Raw genomic sequence first — 16209 nt, forward strand, 5'->3', positions numbered from 1 at the left:
ACTTTAATTTAAGTTAAGCGAATTTGAAAAGAATCAGAAATGCCATTTTGATTAATCCAATCTTGAACTTCTGGAGTTAAAAGATTTAAAGGCGATCCTTGCTCAGATGCTGCTAGGAGGAAATGCGATACTGCTTCTGGAAATTCATCAGACTTGAGACTCTTCCAAGAATGTTTTAATTGCTCTATTTTTTGTTCATATATTGTAAATTCAGCATTATTTTTAGGGAAAATAACGTTTTTTATCTCTTTATCTATAATCTGTATTTGCAAAACAGTTTGTTTAAAAGCTGCAATTTTAGCCAATAAATTGAGTATTTCGTTGTTCATAATAGGCATTTTTTGATCGCGGTAGCTTTTCCATCCCTCGCTGAATTGCTGTTCCAGAGTAGTTTTTAGATTTTCTACATTTGACTTTAAAAAATTACCTTTAAAATTTTTATTTTCAAGAATCCAATCAGGATTATTTTGTAAATTCTCCTCAGCATTGATAACGAACTTTAGAATGAACTCCACATTTTGAGTTAAATTAATATTGTTAATACCCCTTTGGCGAAAAGCTTTTAATGCTTCCATAAGTGGCTGAATGGTTGCAAGTGCATCACTAATTTGCTTTTGCCTAGTTTGAATAATTTGAAGATTAGCTGCAAAAATTATCAGAGATTTTCTACGTTGAGATAATTCAATTAGTTCCTGTGATTTTTCTATGATCATGGTGTATCTCCTTTCATTTCATTCATGATAATGCGTAAATTAGCTAACCCATCACAAATTTCTTGGTAACTAGATTCTACTTTTGCTCCATCAGATTGCTCTAACTCCGAAATACGACTTTTGGCTTCAAGAATCGAAGCATCCAAAAAATTATTAGTGTTATCGAGAAATTCTGAAGAATCAGTAATTATTTCTTGATAATCTTTGCTTAATTCTTGAAGTAATTTACCAATGTTATTTTCTGGTTTTTCTTGCTCATTTTGTACGCGGTTCATTGTGTCTCTATAAGGGTTAATTGCTGTACGCCTGAATTTATCTAACACAGTAGACATTCCTTCAAATCCTTTCTTAGCGCGAAATACGCCTGCATCTTGTGCTGCTTCCATTGCAGCTTTGAGGGTGTCAATAACATCCTTTTTCTTAACATCTTCTCCCAATTCGGATATTAGACACTGATAGATATTTAACTGTCGTTCGTACTCTTCTAGAACAGCTTTCTCTAACAATTCATCGACTTGTTGACGCACCTTTTGCAACTCTGGAAACTTATCGCGGACATCTTCAGGAATTTGCTGTTGAGGTTCCCAAGGTTTACGCACTTTTTCTAGAGGTTCAATAATTTGAATTGCATCAATAATTTGAAACGTTGAATTACTACCTTTTGTACAAGCAATTCGACTTTTAACAATATCTAATAATGCTTCCCGGTTTCTCTTGAGACTAAAAGTATCAAACAGCTTTTTCCAACTAGATGCACGAGTTGTATCATCGCTTTTATCTAAGTCGATAAACAAAGAATTAATCAAATTTTCGAGGGTATTAGTAGGATACCCTGCCATTGTGGCGCTAATCGCTAGTAATTCCACCGCAGCAGGTACGGGGTTCCAAGGTTCACCAGATTCGCGGGGATAAAGGCGAATTTTTTCGATGATGTACTGACTCCAACGTTCTAGATACTTTGCGTACATACGAAAATAGCGATCGCCATTTTCAAACTTCCAGTTACCAAATTTATTGTACTTTAATATACCTTGGATTACGTATACTGTTTCTGTAAATTCCTTATCATCATCTGGGTTAAGAGGCAGCGATACAATAATTCCAGAATAACGTGTTCTCTTAAGTTTCTTTGGGTTATGGAAAATGAGATTTTCTTGCTTAAGTAACTTCCCACCACTACCGATGAAACTACCCTTCAGCAGCATTTCCGTATCCCATTCGATTTTTTCGATAATAGCGGGGAAAAGTAACTGACGAATATGTTGTGCAAGCGTATCTGAGAGTTGTCCTTGATTATTCCAACTGTTGAGTTCTTCCAGCCTTTCTTGTAGCGAAGTATCAATCTGATATTCCCCTGAAGGTTCTACAACCCTTGGCGGTACTCGACGATTTTCGGGTATAACCTGCGGAATTTCTTTCGGTTTAGTCTTGACATCAAGCAGAGGTAAGTTAAACGCAGTATGAACTTCTGGAGACAAATTGCAAAGTTCATTACTATCATCCCACAAATCTAAAAATATCTCCCGACGCTTTGAATTTTGTGGGTCTTTAGTTTGAATATGTAACTTCACATCAGTACTCAATTTCATGTTACCAAAGTAGTTTCCTAAAGTAACTGAAGGAAAAGTTCCATTTTTAATATCATCAATAGAATTTTGTAGAGTGTGTTTTAAAACATCTCTGATTAAAATTCGGGGATTAAATTCACCTGGATTTACCCTACTAAACATCTGCGCTAAAGCTTTAGAATTGAAAGGATAAAGACCCATTCCCTGAACATGACCAAATCCTGTATGACAAGCTTGGGAATGTTGGCATTCGTTACAAGCACTTTCTATTTCATCTCTATTTTGAGAATTAGCCCAGTTTTCAATATCTTTTTCCTTTAAACGAACAGCATTGAGATATCTAGCAACAAATACTTGAATATCATCCTGAGTAATTAAAGATTTATCACCAACTGTATCAATATTAAGATTGACGCTGAAGGTAACGCGCTGTTGCACTGTATCAATCAAATTTTTAAAATAACCTGTAGTACAAGCTAATGCTGTACGTATAGCACATAATTGCTTATTTTCACCTTGCTGTGGTTTTGCTAAAACTGCTTCGAGGACTTCCCTATCAATACCTTGCAATTTAGCAAAATCTTCAATTAAAAGCACTAATTCAATATTTTTTTCTGCTAATGTCTCTCGGACTTCACGCATTAATTGTTGCAAGTCTTCTCGACCGAAATTTAAAACTTGGGTAATAGCAGGATCTAAGTTATCATTCAACCAAGTCACAGTTTGCTTTTGTATATCCTCATCCTTTATTAATAAACTATAAAATTCTCGTGCCTTTTCTCCAGCCTTTTGAAAATCTCGAAAATTAAGAGGTAAATCTTCAATAGAAAACTCACGGCGTTCATTAATATCTTCAACAGTATATTGATATCCCAATGTATGAATTACTAAACGATGGATAATTTCTCCATCTCTTAATAAATGTTCTCGAAAAAAATTATCATATAGCAAAGCAGGTAAATTTTCGATTAAATATTCCTGCGTTTCCTCATCAGCAAGTTTAGCGCGTGTATGTTGTCCGTTAATACCAACTTGAAAAGCTAAATTGTTTAATAATTGTTCTCTTGCAGCCCTATCTGTGAAAGTGCGGCTCGATTGATTTAACCGTTTGCGGTACTCATCTAATTTATCTACCTCAAATTCTGCAATATTTAAAATCTTTTCAATAATATCTTTTAAATTTGTCCCAATTCTGGGAATGAGTAACACCTTCCGTTTATCCGTTGATTTTATATTAGCTTGCAACCAACGAATCAGGTGAGATTTTCCCGTACCTGATTCACCCAAAACGGGTACAAAAGCAAAATCTTTTTCAGCTAAAAAATCATGAAGAAACTGCGATTCATCGTATTCACTCTTCGATAATGCCTTAATAGAGTCTTGACGATACATTGCAATAGGATGATGTGTAGCTAGAAACAAATGATTTGAAGTTTGGGTTGCTTCCACATTCATCACTTGACTAATCATATCCAGGTTCCAGCAGACAAACTTTTCAAAAGTCATGACTTTTCTCCTTTCCAAATAATGTGAGAAATTCGCCCATCATTGTCAACTTGGTTATTGGCTTTTGGTAAAATCATAAAGGCAGAATCAGATTGTCTCTCAAGCTGAATATCACCCTCATCGTGAAGTCGAAATAAGGCAAAAGCTGTACTTGTAGAAAGAAAATTAGTTTCACGTTTACCAATTTGTGTTTCTACCTCCTCTCGAAACTTTCCGGTTTCAAATAAAGGACATTGTTTTGCTAATCTTTTAATAAAATCTTGGATGGTAATTTCTTGTTCTCCATTAAACAAATGGTTGAGATTTCGTTTAATATAAGCACTTGGGTCGGGAACTGTGACAGGTTTTCCTGCTAAAGTATGACCCCATGCAAAACCCAAGTAGCGCATCCAATCGTCCATTTGGACAAAGAGACGACTGCTTGACATTTTCAAAAAATCGCCTACTTTTTGTTCGCTAACCCGGTTTTCAACTTCTTCCCAAGTTCCAGGCGCATCATAAATATCCTGTGCTAAATACCAAGCGCAAACCCGACCAAAGTCCTCTTCATCTTCGTTATCAGATGCAAAAAATAGGTAAGTGAAAGTATCAGGTAATAGCTTGTCACCAATCTGAGGATTTATTGCGTCTTTTGGTAAAATTTGGTTAATTGCAACTTCTTTATCCTCTTCAATTAAAAGTTTGCATTTTATGCTTTCCCTAATAGCATCATTGAACATAGGATGGGAGGATTTTTTATCTTTCAATTTTTCTTCACTCGCTAAATGTTCAACTAATTTATCAGGAGATAATATTCTTTCTAATACATCTCTCTTTTCTCTTTGTCCTTTAGCATGAAGTAAATATCTAAATATTCCCCGCATTCTACTGGGATGAGCTAAACCTGTTTTTAAAACACTCATATACTAATCTCCGTACAAAATACATCGAATTTAAAGTATCTGCCAGAAAAAACATTAATTAATCTTCTGTCCTCTCTGTTTGGGTCTGGTGTATTGATAGGAACTAAAATAATACGTGTCATTGTTGATGTACTGTAATTTGATAAATATTTTAATGGTATAGGTATTCCTGGAGCATGAAAAATTAAAGTAGGAATACGTGGCATGAGTAAAGGTTCGTAGCTATCAAATAGAAAAATAAACGAGTTATGTATTTTACTACTTTCTTTCAAAAAGTGATTATATTCTGGAGAAACTACAATATTCTTCATTCCTTGTTCTATTAGCCACTTAAACAATTTTCGACCTCTTGAAAATTTATTTAATTGTTCCAGAGAATCATAGAAAATAAGCAGAATTTTCTCGCCTGCAAACAACCTTTGGATTTCTTTCCCCTGAATAAAATTTGGTTTTTGCCATACAGGTCTGGAAGTAGGCATTATTCCCGGAAAAGGTGTGATTCCATTTTTTCTACAAACAGGACAACCCCCACAGGCACGAGAAACTATCACAGAATTTCTGGTTTCTGGAGTTTGACGTGGGGGGATGCTATACCCTTCCGTGAATATCTCTGAAATACAACGTTTAGGTTTTAAAGCTTCTTTCATTAATTGCAGGTTTTTATGACTCCAGGTTTGGCGTTTCTGGCGCACTGTTTCCACTTCAGATTCCCAAGTTGATTTTTCTAAATGAAGCTGATTACAGATACGAATAATGCGAGAATTGCGGTACAAATCCCAAGCTGCTTGATAAGCTTCTTCTGGTTGTGATTCAAAGTTTTTCTTTTGGGGAGGCTCGACTGAATCAATTGCAATTAAATTGGCTTGATTCATCAGCGTTAAAGTGCGGATATTCCAAGCCCTATTTTGATTATTTATCTGATCAATATTTTTTTCTTGAAATGAACGAGGTGTTTCTACTGGTACGCGAAAACGTCCATCACCTAGAGTTTCTTTTTTATAAAACATAGTTTGCCAACGTTGCAAACCCAATTCAATAGTTATTGCTGAGTTATCATTGAGGTCTTGGGCGAGTCCGAAGTCTTCAGTTGTATATAATGTTAGCGACATACAAGCTTTACCGTCTCTTCCTCCCCGTCCGACTTCCTGATAGAAACGGTCAATGGTTTCGGGAATACAAACATGAATTACTGCCCTGACATCTGCTTGGTCTATACCTAATCCAAAGGCAGAAGTAGCCACAACTATATCAATCTTTCCTGACCGCCATTTTTCAATTAGTTGCTCTCGTTGCTCAGTAGTAGATTTACCTGTCATTCGGTCACATCGTTTAAACCCAGCACGAGTTAATTCTCGTTTCCAATCCTCGACATCTTTAACTTGAGTCCCGTAAATAATTAACGGGCGAGGAAGATGATAAACTGCCTCAAGTAACCTTTGTTTTCTTACTTCTTTACTTTCACATCGCTTAAACCAATAAGCAGGCTCTGGTCGCAACTGTACCGCCGATATAACTTTTAAGTCCTTGTCAAATAATGTTTCAAGGGTGTCTAAACAAGATTCTGTTAATGTTGCTGTTAGTAATAAAGTTGTGAAGGAACTAAGACGCAATAAATCTCTTCGCAAACCAGGAATTTCTTGAAAGGCGGGGCGAAAATTATCTCCCCATTGCTCTACCATGTGCGCTTCATCGATAATAAAGTACCGTAAAATCCCCCGATGGGCTGCTTCATACAGAGCAGGTGCCAGAGAATCCATTAAACTTTCAGGAGAGGTAAAAATTATTCTTTGAGTTCCGGCGCGAATGCGATCGCGTATCCCTTCTCTTCTTTCTTTACCCTCTACAGAATCATCGCTATAATACGCTGTGGCATGGTGTACGAAAGGTTTTAATGCCCGTTCTTGGTCAATAGCCAATGCTGTAGTCGGTACAACTACCACACTGACACCATTATTGTTTCTGGAGTTGAGCAATGCAGGTAGTTGAGCGCAAAGGCTTTTTCCCGCACCCGTAGGTAAGTTAATAATTAAAGTTGAATTATCAGGAGCAGTCAAAACTGCACGAATTGCTTCACGCTGTCCGATACTGCGATATGTGTCCAACTCCATTAATTTCAAAAACGGGTCGCCGGAAACTGGTTCATCATTCCGTCGAGGTTTTTCATTCCATAAAGGGGTATCTGGGGGATATTGGTCAGCCAGGTCAAGCCATTCCGGTTGCCAAGGACGAGCGCTAATGAGATAGTGTTCTTGATCTTCGCGCAGCACGGTTATGCTAGCCTGCTCCCAAATACTGCGATTAGGAAAAGGAGGTTTGCGGGTTACTAAAAGAGTCGTTGCAGAACTTCCACCCTGTTTTTCATCTTCCCGCCGCAACACATGACGCACTAGGCTAACAATATCCCCAGACTTAGGGGAGTTTTGCAGCGCATCCAACAAGCGCTGATGACAAACTTCTGAAACATGGCTTGTATCTTCAGGGATATCACCTGTTTTGAGAATTTCCCGAAGTTCTGAGAATGAGTCATTCATAAATCATCCTCCTCAGATTGAACTGGAGGTCGCCCAGAAACGATAATAAAACCAACAGAATCAAGACGAATGGAGGGATGACGAATTCCTTCGATAATTACTTGGCTTAATGCCGTTTCGTTATTGAGTTCTTGCTCCAGTAACGGATGAGAAATTCGCTCTTGGTCAGTAAGTCGGTTGAAACGTAGACGCAATTGGTCTAGTCTCTTACCTAATTTTTGTTCAGCCCGGATGACGCTATTTTCACACAATGTCATAAATTCAAGGCGCTGACTGAGTAACTCTAAAGACGTGCGACGTGCCTGATGGCAAAATTTTGGCCAATTGCTAGACTCAATAAAATTATCAAGAATAGATAAATGACTTTTGGCTAAGTTGTAATCTCGGTGTTTACCACCTTTGCCTTTATAAGGAAGTTGCAGGATATTTAATAATGTTTCATCTTCAACAGCACACATTTGTTCATATCGGGCATCAATAAATACACTTTCTACAATGGGAGGGAATAACCCATCTACGCGTCTTTTCAAAATTTTAGATTTTGTACTTTTTTCTGTATATTTTGTTAAATCTGTTTCAATAATGTAATTAAATCGGAAACCATACCACTCTTCACCTTCCGCAGAATCCCAAGTTTCTGCAACTCTCCACATAGCAAAAGCTTTACCCCGGTCGTCCCAATGGATATAAGATGATAGTGCTTCTACAAATTTTTCTCCAATGCGGTAGAGTTTTACACCAGGTTGTTGATTGGCTAAACTGCGGTTAAAAGTCCCAAACTCTTCTAAAACCCTGGCAAAATTTCTGTTTAAATCATCTGCTGGGATTAATGTCTTTTCGGTAGGTTTATAACGCTTTAGTGCCGATACATTAGGATTATTGATTGCCCTAAATCTCAACGCATCACAAATCCAATCTTCAGTTAATTGTTCAATTTCCTGATAACGAGCATCATAATCGTCTAAAGCTTTAAAATATTGGGTAGCGTTCTCATCGAGAGCATCTATTTCATCTAGGGCATTTTGTTCGCTAATTTTTACTTGTTCCTGCTCAATTTCTTTTTGAATTACTTCTATATTTTCTAATAACCCATTTGCACCAGATTTAAAGAAAATTTCAGCTAAGACTGGTAATTTTTCATCAACATAAAACTGGAGACTGGCAATAGATTGTTCAAAGATATTAAACCCTTCTTTTAATAAGCAATACCATGCATCGTGGAGACTATCGGGTAGGTCTACGCCAGCAAATACTGTTAACTCAACTTTCAATGGACGACCAATACGGTCTATCCTACCAATTCTTTGTTCTAGGCGATTTGGCGACCAAGGTAGGTCAAAATATATCATGTAGTTGGTAAATTGTAGGTTACGACCTTCTTCGCCGGAGAAGTCGCAAACTAAAATGAAGCATTTTGAGTCTTTTTTAAACCGATTTAAGTTATTCTCAACTTGAGCGCGAGTTTGTCCAACTTGATGACTAACGACAGTTCCCTCACCAAAACAATCACTCAAGTAACGGACAATTTCGGTACAAGTTTGGACAAAACTGGTAAATATAACAATTTTTGGCAGACTGTCTCCCGGTATGGGTCTTTTTATCCGTTGTTGAACCTCTGCAAGCAATTTAGTCCCGTTAAATTTCAAGGATTGTAATTTTAAAGGTTCACAGAGTTGATAGAGTATAACTGTCTTGAGTAATTCCAGGCGATCGCCATCCTCTGAAGGTTGTTCTAGAATTTGCAGCAGGCTTTGCAAAATCTCTGCTTCCCCAGCAAATTGAGGAGTTTCAGTGAGGATACGAACACTATCAGCACCAAATTCTGGAATTAATTCCGCAGTGAATATACCCTTCGGATACTCTTCTATAACCCCTTCGGGGAACGCAGTTGTCTGAATCGGGAAACCCTCTCGCAGCGCTGTTTCATTACTTAAACGTGCTTGAATTACTTGTTTTAAAATACCCAGCCAAGTACCAGAAGCACGGAAGAACAAGAGAAAAATGTGGTAATATGGTTTGTCATCAGGAGCTACATCACGCCACTCCTCAATTAGTTCGTGGATGTCAGGCGATCGCTCATCTAAATCGTATTCGGTTCTAAGTGTAATATTACGGTCAAAAATCACATCTTCTACGGAAACGCGACGATTGCGAAGCATCCGGCGATGAAGTCTGTAGGTATCGCTAATATGAGTCCGAATTTCCCTGACAATTTTAACTGTATCAGCAGCCTTTGCTTGTAATCTATTTTCTAGCTTGTCTGCCAATTGAAGTAAATACTCATCTTGAGCAAACAAGTTACGGAGTTGTTTGAGATTAGTTTTCAGAACGAAAGGGTTTGCGCCTTCTTTAAATGACAGGAGAATTCTACCAATATCTTGACGTTTTACTACCCTGTCACGAAAACCTGCTAAGTCATCAAGTTGATAAGTTGTCGGGTCAAGCAGATGCAGCATTGCTAGAAAATCTTGCTCGTGGTTGAGTACAGGAGTGGCAGATAATAAAAGTAAGCGATCGCTTTTATGGGCAAGATTTTTGCAAGTCTCAAAACGCTGGCGCAAGTCTGCATCGTTAGAGGTCGCCATTGCCGCAATGTGGTGGGCTTCATCTAAAATTAAGCAGCCGATATTCGCTTTCGGGTTAATTTTAGAGATATCTTCAATCCTTAGCAAGTAGCAGTAAGCACTGAACAAGTTTTACTTAGTGTTTCCCATTCGTGAGCGTGCTATTTGACGTTGTTCTAGAAGCTCATTTAGTAGCTGATGTTGACTATCAGGGTGTTCCCAGTCTTCAATAAATCGTTTCAAAGCAACGTTGACCATATCTTGTATGCTTGGTGCAGCCTTCATATATTGAGGATCAAGAGAAAACTTGATGTGCTGCAAGATTGCGTACATTTCATCTGGAACTCGTACTGGTTGTGCCAAGGTTTGTGACTCTAGTGAAACTACTCTGCTAGTATTTTATTCAAAATCTAATCTTGTATACAAGTATTAATGAAGTCATGTTATTATTCTTTTCTAAGAGAATCGCTAAAAGTGTTATAAATTAAGAGTTTTTAAGATTCCACAGAAACTCAGACGGAGGAACTGCTATTTTAGCAGTGTCAAATTGGATATCTGTCCAGGGAGAAGCATTTTGTACATTAGCAATTATTCTAGCCCAATCAAGATTATTTGCAATTTTGATAACCCGCTCTGGTTGGACGGAAATCTCATATAAAAGGAGATGAATATGTTTCATCTGCTGTAGTTGAAACAGAGGTGAATGATTATTTTCTAAATTTGTGTAATGGTTAATCCAAACTTCATGTATAAAGTTAATACCAGGAAATAAAAATAACAAATATACTGCTACTACTCCCTGGTATTTGAAAGTACCCGCCTTTAATTGGATTTGCACTCTTTCGCCAAGTCTCCAACTTTCTCCAGGTTTCATTTTAAATAGAAACATTGGAGAATAATCAGTAGTAAGACGGTTACTTTCCGTCACAACTGGGATAAAATAATACTCAGATCCCTGCTCTTTTTTTGCCCAGTTCCAAACTGATGTTCCAACTTCATTATTCAGCAGAAGTTCTATAAAATCTGTTGATTGTGATTCCTTCATAACTCTCAATAGTTGAAATTTTTGAATTATGGGTGTATTAACATCTTACCTTCAGCAAGAGTTTATTCGACGAGCTTGCCCAGGATGGGTATGTCGTCATGAGAGTGCGATATTATCCAAGGATCTGACAAATTTCTTAGGCTATACTCCTCGTGTAGATGTCCTACTAGAACGTCAAGATGGTTCAAGGCGGCTATGGATTGAGTTCGAGATTAGCAGAGCAGATCCAGTGGCAAATCATGCCAAATTTGCTACTGCTCACTTATTCCAGCCACAGCAAGAAACTGACAGCTTTATTAGTATGGTTAGCTCTCATGTGGCGCGTGGGCGGCGAAATTTAGCAGCAAATACTATTTCATTGATGCGACACATAGGTATGAGTGCTTTTCAAACGGTACTGTTCCCACAGATACCTAGAGAAGAGATTCAGTATCTTAATCATTTAACCCTGCAAAATTTAACAAACCTGAGTCTAGCGGTAGAACCTGAAATTGAACGTGCTATGTCTGTTTCAGCAACCATTTTGACTGCTTCATCTCGTCGCATTCATTTCGCAGGTGACATGATGGATGTGATGCTCAACCTTCGACAATGGAATCATGATGTAAATACCTCTCAAGGAAAAAAATTATGGGGAAAGCGCACAATTACTTACTTTGTTTTTGATCCACACTCCAAAAGTTTTGCTCCGTCAAAATTCTGCGCTTATATAGCTATTCCATCTGTATTTAACTCTCATGTTACTAACGTTAGTTATATCAATAGAGCGCAAATGACAGTAGAGCTTTACGTAACTCTAGATGGTACAGATAGTCGTTTTGATGGTCATAATGCTCACAAGCATCTTACTCAAAGTTTAGCTATGACTCCTTGCAAATACAATGAATCTTCAGAAATAGGAGTTATATTTAATGAGTGGCTTAATCATCACTCAAGTAGTATTAACGTTCATCCTAATGGTGCTGTGTTTTTATTACCCCCTTCATGGTTTAAATAGTTAGAATTAATCATCCTTGAAACCGCTTTCGAGTAAATGTTTAATTCGTATGGAGTGCTTATCCACAAAAGGAATCCGAACGGCAGCATATTTTTTATCAGTAACAGTATAATAATTTGCCTTTGGATCTAACCAAGCACGGCGTAAAGGACTAGCCGAATCAAAACTTGTTACACCCAAGTGACGAAAGGCTGGAATAGCACTAATTCGAGCTACCCCAAATAAGTGCAATCGAGTATTAGAAGTTAAATGAGGATGAATTTTCTTTAAGATTTCTATAATCTGTTGGCTCGGAGTTCTAGCTAATCCACCAAGTGCAATATATTCATAACCCATACCAATATATGCTTTGACAGCCTCAGGATAAGATTCAGGGTCCCAACCCTGAACCGCACCAATGGGAGTAAATTTATATTCTCCACTTCGATGCTTTTGAATAAAATCTTCAGCATTTTTAATAGTTAAATCATAACGTTTTTCCCTAACACCTGCTTCAGCAAATGGACCAACTATCAAATGGTGAATACTGACCCCATAATTAAAACCTAAACTCTCATAATAATCCAAAATTTCTTCGGTACTGTAGGGAGGGACTTCTTCCTTGAAATAGCCAAAAGCCCCACAATCTCCCATTACTGAACCTGGAAAGCGAATAAATTGATGGATACCAATTTCGTTAATTTTAGCTTTCTTTGTTTTGCTATTTTCAACAACTACTTTAGAAACTAAAATTCCATCATAGTTAGAAAATGGAAACATTTCGTGAGCATACACGTCATTTTCATAGAGGTTTCGACTAGGTGTACTCATATCGTTTAAAAAGTCATAGCCAGGGTCTACTCGGTCATCCCATTCTGGAATGAAATACTGCATACCCAAATGTATATTAGGGGCTGGAGGCAAGTCAGGAATCGACAGAAATTAATTTTCCATTTTCAAAATTATTTGCAACTTTTTTTATTACTTGTATTACTATTAACTTTTTTTTTAGGTAATTCCGGTGGCATTTCTAATTGATGTGGTACACGCTCCATAGATTGAGTGAATACTTCTGGTTTCTCATACACCCTTTGTAGCAGTTCAGTTTCAATAGACACACATTCAGCAAATTGCTTTAAAAGAAAACCTTTAAGTCCGAATAAACCATAGCAATAATGCTTTGCTTCTGCATTAGAAAGAGTTAAAATAAAAGTTTTTGCAGTTAAATCTTTGATGTGAGACTTACTTGTTTTTGAAGCGAAAAATATCAATGTCTGCTCAGGTTTAGTTGCAACTGGCAGACGAAGAGATCGCAGATAGTTTTCTCCCAATAGCAAAAACACCAAATCATAACCAACAATAGCTTGTTCAAAAGCTTGGTGAACTTCTAAAAATTTGGCCCATTCATCTATCTCATATCCCTTCATTCTGTTGAAGGTAACTTCGTAAGGCACTATAATTTTATTTTCAGGAATTAGCCCATACCCAGCAGATAGAATAACTAAGTCCACTGCTTGTTGACCAACCGACTGGCGTAGTAGTTCTACTCCTTCTATTGCTCGCAGGTGTTGCAACCCAGTGTACATCTGAGTAGCTGGGCAGGCAAACTCTCCCAATTCATCAGAGCGAGATTGCAAACGAGCAGAGTCTTTGAAATCTTCCAGTGTCAACTGGTTAGTTGGCTTAAACCGCTTTTCTCCCGTGCAAGAAGTAATAATCAATACACGATAATTATGCCCGAAGCTAGTTGAAGCTAAAGATGTTGTTAGGGATGATTTAACCATCTTTATACTTTACCCAAAAATTAAGAATTTCCAAAACTAGTAGTTTGAAAAGTTTTTATGCAACATCAATAATATACCTCTTGAAAAAAAATTGTGGTGATATGTATGGTTGACAAAATTTCAAGTTAATTAGCTTTGTGAAGGTCATAGTTATAAATTCCAGCCATTAAGTGACAATCAGAAGTAACCACCAAGCGTTTAGCTTGCCAAACAAAGAAGCGAAGTATGAAACATGGCAAGAGTTTGAGCGGATATTTAATGATGAAAAGACCAAGAAAAGATATATACAACAAATAAGTTTTGACGAATCAAAACTCATAATATATTGGCGAATCACTACTGACCTAGATAATTGACCAAAAAATCAGACTTCGTATGTCAAAACAGACTTAAAAATTGACATGGCTGAACAATTCTGACTTTTCACGGAAAGTCCTCAAACCACGAAACAGTATGGCTTTTTATACACAAGGATTCTCAACAGTTATGGTTGATCAGAATCTCTAACGTAAAAATCAGGTTATTACATAGCGGTCGAAAGCAGAGATTTTAACAGACATACCAACAAACTGTAAGCTATAGCTATAGTCATCCAGATTAGGACGTAAACTATAAGAGTTCCCACATAGCATCATGAACTGCGTACACCAGAAAACATAAAAATGGGATAAGCCAAAAATCACAGTATGCCAATCTAGCACAAACCCTTCTGTATTAAGCTGATTAGCCAAACCTGTTTTTAGTTTCCCTTGACTACTTCTAAGGTTAATATCCCTTGAGGTTTATTGACGAGCAGTTGCATGATGTCCAACCACGCAGAACCCATGAGGGTATCGGGAATATCATCCCCAACGTGAACGGGAATAATAAACTCGGTGTCATCAATGATCACCCTGCCTTCATACAAATTGAACTGACCTTCCCCTCGTGCTGTTGTCATGAAGATTTGGGCAGCAATTCTTAACCACTCCAATGCTTCCAAGTCTTGGGTATTAATAGCCAGCCACCCCGCAGTAAAGCCAGTATCAAATAGAGCTTCCACAGAAAATACATCTCCATTGGCGGCCAGCATCTGGATTTCAAACCATAGCTCACCATTGTCCCCAAAAGCACCTACACCCATAGTCTGCCACAGGTTCCAGTATCATTCAGGCGAAAGATGGTAAGCTTGACATCGGTATCGTCATAAGAATGACGGATTTTTTGGGTTAGTCCTGGCAAAGTTTGATCAATCAAATAATTTTCACTTTCGGGGTCGATGGCAATAAACCAGTTGTAATGCGTTTCTATTAAATGCTCCCGCAGGCGTTCAAACACAGCCCGACATTGCAAAGCCAGAGTATTGCTGTGTTCCCGGCGGTGATCAAGGTCTGACGGTGCGATCACCGATGGTGCTAGAATACGGCTTCGACGACGGGGTTGGTAAACTTGTGTCATATCAACAGTTAATCGCTTGTGTGATTTTATTATGGCGCAATGCCAACTTGCATGAACCTATCCCACTAATACCAGATTGTGGTAATCTACTCTTGATATGAGTTGGGTGTATCATTTGATGGCAGGGCGTTTTGAGGGATTGAGTGACCTGGAATGGAAGTTATTTGAGGATATATTTCCCAAAGAGCCATTGAATCGTGGCAAAGGAATGCCTCACGCACCATACCGCTATGTATTAAATAGTTTGTTGCACATTCTGATTACTGGGTGTCGATGGTGTGATTTACCAAGGGGGGGTATATGGGCATCAAAAAGCTCATCCCACCGATGGTTAAAAAGGTGGCGGGAGGATGGAACATTTGAACACCTACAGGGACGTATACTAGCGATTGCTGATCATAAGGGACTAATAAATTGGAACTTTGGCGCGGTTGACGGGTCTTTTTCCCCCTGGAAAGGGAGGTGGTGAAGAGGTTGCTTATGGCGGCAAAGGTAAAGGTATACTGATTCATACGCTGACGTTCGGCAATGGAATGCCTCTGGCTAATTGCACTACCCCAGCCAACGGTAATGAGCGAGAACAAGTAATTCCCTTACTGGATAAGGTTAAACTCAAAACATTAAAACGGGGCAGACCACGTAAACGAATCAAAGTGCTGGCTGCTGATAAAGGTTACGACTCAAAACAAAAACGTGCTGACCTCCGAAAACGAGGTATTCGTCCTCAAATTCCAAAGCGAGTCTGGAAAACCAAGAAAAACAAAGTCAGACCTATCAAAATCTCCGTCCCCAGATTTCAACAAGAGCGGTGTTTTGCTTGGTATCAACGCAAATATCGTCGCCTTGTCGTCAGATGGGAACGTCAAAAGGTTTATTTTGACGCATTCATAGACCTTGCTACCATCCACATCTGGATTAACAAAATATTATTAGTGGGATAGATTCATCAAGAGTAGATTACCACAATCTGGTATTAGTGGGATAGGTTCACCAGATATTTTTGCCAGTGAACGTGCTGATGATATGGTCTGTAACCATTCCTCCGCAGTTGTTTGGTCTGTAACGGCATATAAATTTTCATCTATTGCTTGCATATGGCAAGTCTTGCCACCTGATACACTTAATTAAGTATTAACTTGTAGGCTCTAAATGTCAAGTTAATAACTATTAAATGAACATATCA

At 38.0% G+C, this 16209-nt stretch carries 15 protein-coding genes; 3 read left to right on the top strand and 12 right to left on the bottom strand.

Annotated elements, in window-relative coordinates:
- Positions 1–8 precede the first annotated feature (8 nt).
- The 7 genes from AACX33_RS26260 to AACX33_RS26290 form a co-directional block, all read right to left on the bottom strand.
- On the bottom strand, positions 9–713 hold the full coding sequence (locus AACX33_RS26260) for a hypothetical protein (protein WP_193999821.1): 705 nt from the start codon (positions 711–713) through the stop codon (positions 9–11).
- Positions 710–3787 carry a protein DpdH gene (gene dpdH, locus AACX33_RS26265; RefSeq protein ID WP_193999823.1) on the bottom strand — a complete coding sequence of 1026 codons (3078 nt, stop codon included), beginning with the start codon at positions 3785–3787 and terminating at the stop codon, positions 710–712. Before dpdH ends, AACX33_RS26260 begins: the two co-directional genes overlap by 4 nt.
- A complete protein-coding gene (gene dpdG, locus AACX33_RS26270; RefSeq protein ID WP_227788830.1) occupies positions 3784–4650 on the bottom strand; it encodes a protein DpdG in 867 nt (288 codons plus the stop codon). The genes dpdH and dpdG overlap by 4 nt, the downstream gene beginning before the upstream one ends.
- 35 nt (positions 4651–4685) lie before the next feature.
- On the bottom strand, positions 4686–7220 hold the full coding sequence (gene dpdF / locus AACX33_RS26275; RefSeq protein WP_193999827.1) for a protein DpdF: 2535 nt from the start codon (positions 7218–7220) through the stop codon (positions 4686–4688).
- The gene (gene dpdE, locus AACX33_RS26280) at positions 7217–9913 is read right to left on the bottom strand and encodes a protein DpdE (protein ID WP_227788831.1); all 2697 of its coding nucleotides are present in this window, start codon (positions 9911–9913) and stop codon (positions 7217–7219) included. The genes dpdF and dpdE overlap by 4 nt, the downstream gene beginning before the upstream one ends.
- Positions 9914–9916: 3 nt before the next feature.
- On the bottom strand, positions 9917–10147 hold the full coding sequence (locus AACX33_RS26285; protein ID WP_227788832.1) for a hypothetical protein: 231 nt from the start codon (positions 10145–10147) through the stop codon (positions 9917–9919).
- A 121-nt stretch (positions 10148–10268) separates the two neighbouring features.
- Positions 10269–10829 (bottom strand): hypothetical protein, encoded by a 561-nt coding sequence (locus AACX33_RS26290; RefSeq protein ID WP_193999829.1) that lies wholly within the window; start codon positions 10827–10829, stop codon positions 10269–10271.
- Between the two features lie 28 nt (positions 10830–10857).
- On the opposite strand from AACX33_RS26290, the gene AACX33_RS26295 reads away from it, so the two are divergent.
- A complete protein-coding gene (locus AACX33_RS26295; RefSeq protein ID WP_193999831.1) occupies positions 10858–11826 on the top strand; it encodes a hypothetical protein in 969 nt (322 codons plus the stop codon).
- Positions 11827–11832: 6 nt separating this feature from the next.
- Here AACX33_RS26295 and dpdA read toward each other — a convergent pair whose 3' ends face one another.
- The 4 genes from dpdA to AACX33_RS26315 form a co-directional block, all read right to left on the bottom strand.
- Complete coding sequence (dpdA, locus tag AACX33_RS26300; protein ID WP_193999833.1) at positions 11833–12699, bottom strand: tRNA-guanine transglycosylase DpdA; 867 nt, start codon at positions 12697–12699, stop codon at positions 11833–11835.
- A gap of 68 nt (positions 12700–12767) precedes the next feature.
- Positions 12768–13589, bottom strand: coding sequence for a DUF6884 domain-containing protein (locus tag AACX33_RS26305; protein ID WP_193999835.1), 822 nt, complete (start codon positions 13587–13589; stop codon positions 12768–12770).
- 739 nt (positions 13590–14328) lie between these two features.
- The gene (locus AACX33_RS26310) at positions 14329–14712 is read right to left on the bottom strand and encodes an aspartyl protease (RefSeq protein ID WP_193999837.1); all 384 of its coding nucleotides are present in this window, start codon (positions 14710–14712) and stop codon (positions 14329–14331) included.
- Positions 14703–15026 carry a hypothetical protein gene (locus AACX33_RS26315; RefSeq protein WP_193999839.1) on the bottom strand — a complete coding sequence of 108 codons (324 nt, stop codon included), beginning with the start codon at positions 15024–15026 and terminating at the stop codon, positions 14703–14705. The genes AACX33_RS26310 and AACX33_RS26315 overlap by 10 nt, the downstream gene beginning before the upstream one ends.
- A gap of 118 nt (positions 15027–15144) precedes the next feature.
- Here AACX33_RS26315 and AACX33_RS26560 point away from each other — a divergent pair, with 118 nt between their 5' ends.
- A complete protein-coding gene (locus AACX33_RS26560) occupies positions 15145–15495 on the top strand; it encodes a transposase (protein WP_193999841.1) in 351 nt (116 codons plus the stop codon).
- Entirely contained in the window at positions 15458–15967 is a 510-nt protein-coding gene (locus tag AACX33_RS26320) for a transposase (RefSeq protein ID WP_228048952.1), read from the top strand. Before AACX33_RS26560 ends, AACX33_RS26320 begins: the two co-directional genes overlap by 38 nt.
- On the opposite strand, the gene AACX33_RS26325 is transcribed toward AACX33_RS26320, so the two are convergent.
- Positions 15956–16120, bottom strand: a complete 165-nt coding sequence (locus AACX33_RS26325; protein ID WP_193999845.1) for a hypothetical protein — start codon at positions 16118–16120, stop codon at positions 15956–15958. The genes AACX33_RS26320 and AACX33_RS26325 overlap by 12 nt on opposite strands.
- Between the last annotated feature and the right edge of the window lie 89 nt (positions 16121–16209).

It is taken from the genome of Nodularia sp. LEGE 04288 (genome assembly GCF_963896525.1).
In the GTDB taxonomy this organism is placed as follows: domain Bacteria; phylum Cyanobacteriota; class Cyanobacteriia; order Cyanobacteriales; family Nostocaceae; genus Nodularia.

What these genes read in the sequence shown, in the direction of transcription:
- AACX33_RS26260 (WP_193999821.1), bottom strand. Translation starts at nt 713, where the DNA reads ATGATCATAGAAAAATCACAGGAACTAATTGAATTATCTCAACGTAGA.
- dpdH (WP_193999823.1), bottom strand. Translation starts at nt 3,787, where the DNA reads ATGACTTTTGAAAAGTTTGTCTGCTGGAACCTGGATATGATTAGTCAA.
- dpdG (WP_227788830.1), bottom strand. Translation starts at nt 4,650, where the DNA reads ATGCGGGGAATATTTAGATATTTACTTCATGCTAAAGGACAAAGAGAA.
- dpdF (WP_193999827.1), bottom strand. Translation starts at nt 7,220, where the DNA reads ATGAATGACTCATTCTCAGAACTTCGGGAAATTCTCAAAACAGGTGAT.
- AACX33_RS26290 (WP_193999829.1), bottom strand. Translation starts at nt 10,829, where the DNA reads ATGAAGGAATCACAATCAACAGATTTTATAGAACTTCTGCTGAATAAT.
- AACX33_RS26295 (WP_193999831.1), top strand. Translation starts at nt 10,858, where the DNA reads ATGGGTGTATTAACATCTTACCTTCAGCAAGAGTTTATTCGACGAGCT.
- dpdA (WP_193999833.1), bottom strand. Translation starts at nt 12,699, where the DNA reads ATGCAGTATTTCATTCCAGAATGGGATGACCGAGTAGACCCTGGCTAT.
- AACX33_RS26305 (WP_193999835.1), bottom strand. Translation starts at nt 13,589, where the DNA reads ATGGTTAAATCATCCCTAACAACATCTTTAGCTTCAACTAGCTTCGGG.
- AACX33_RS26310 (WP_193999837.1), bottom strand. Translation starts at nt 14,712, where the DNA reads ATGGGTGTAGGTGCTTTTGGGGACAATGGTGAGCTATGGTTTGAAATC.
- AACX33_RS26315 (WP_193999839.1), bottom strand. Translation starts at nt 15,026, where the DNA reads ATGACACAAGTTTACCAACCCCGTCGTCGAAGCCGTATTCTAGCACCA.
- AACX33_RS26560 (WP_193999841.1), top strand. Translation starts at nt 15,145, where the DNA reads ATGGCAGGGCGTTTTGAGGGATTGAGTGACCTGGAATGGAAGTTATTT.
- AACX33_RS26325 (WP_193999845.1), bottom strand. Translation starts at nt 16,120, where the DNA reads ATGCAAGCAATAGATGAAAATTTATATGCCGTTACAGACCAAACAACT.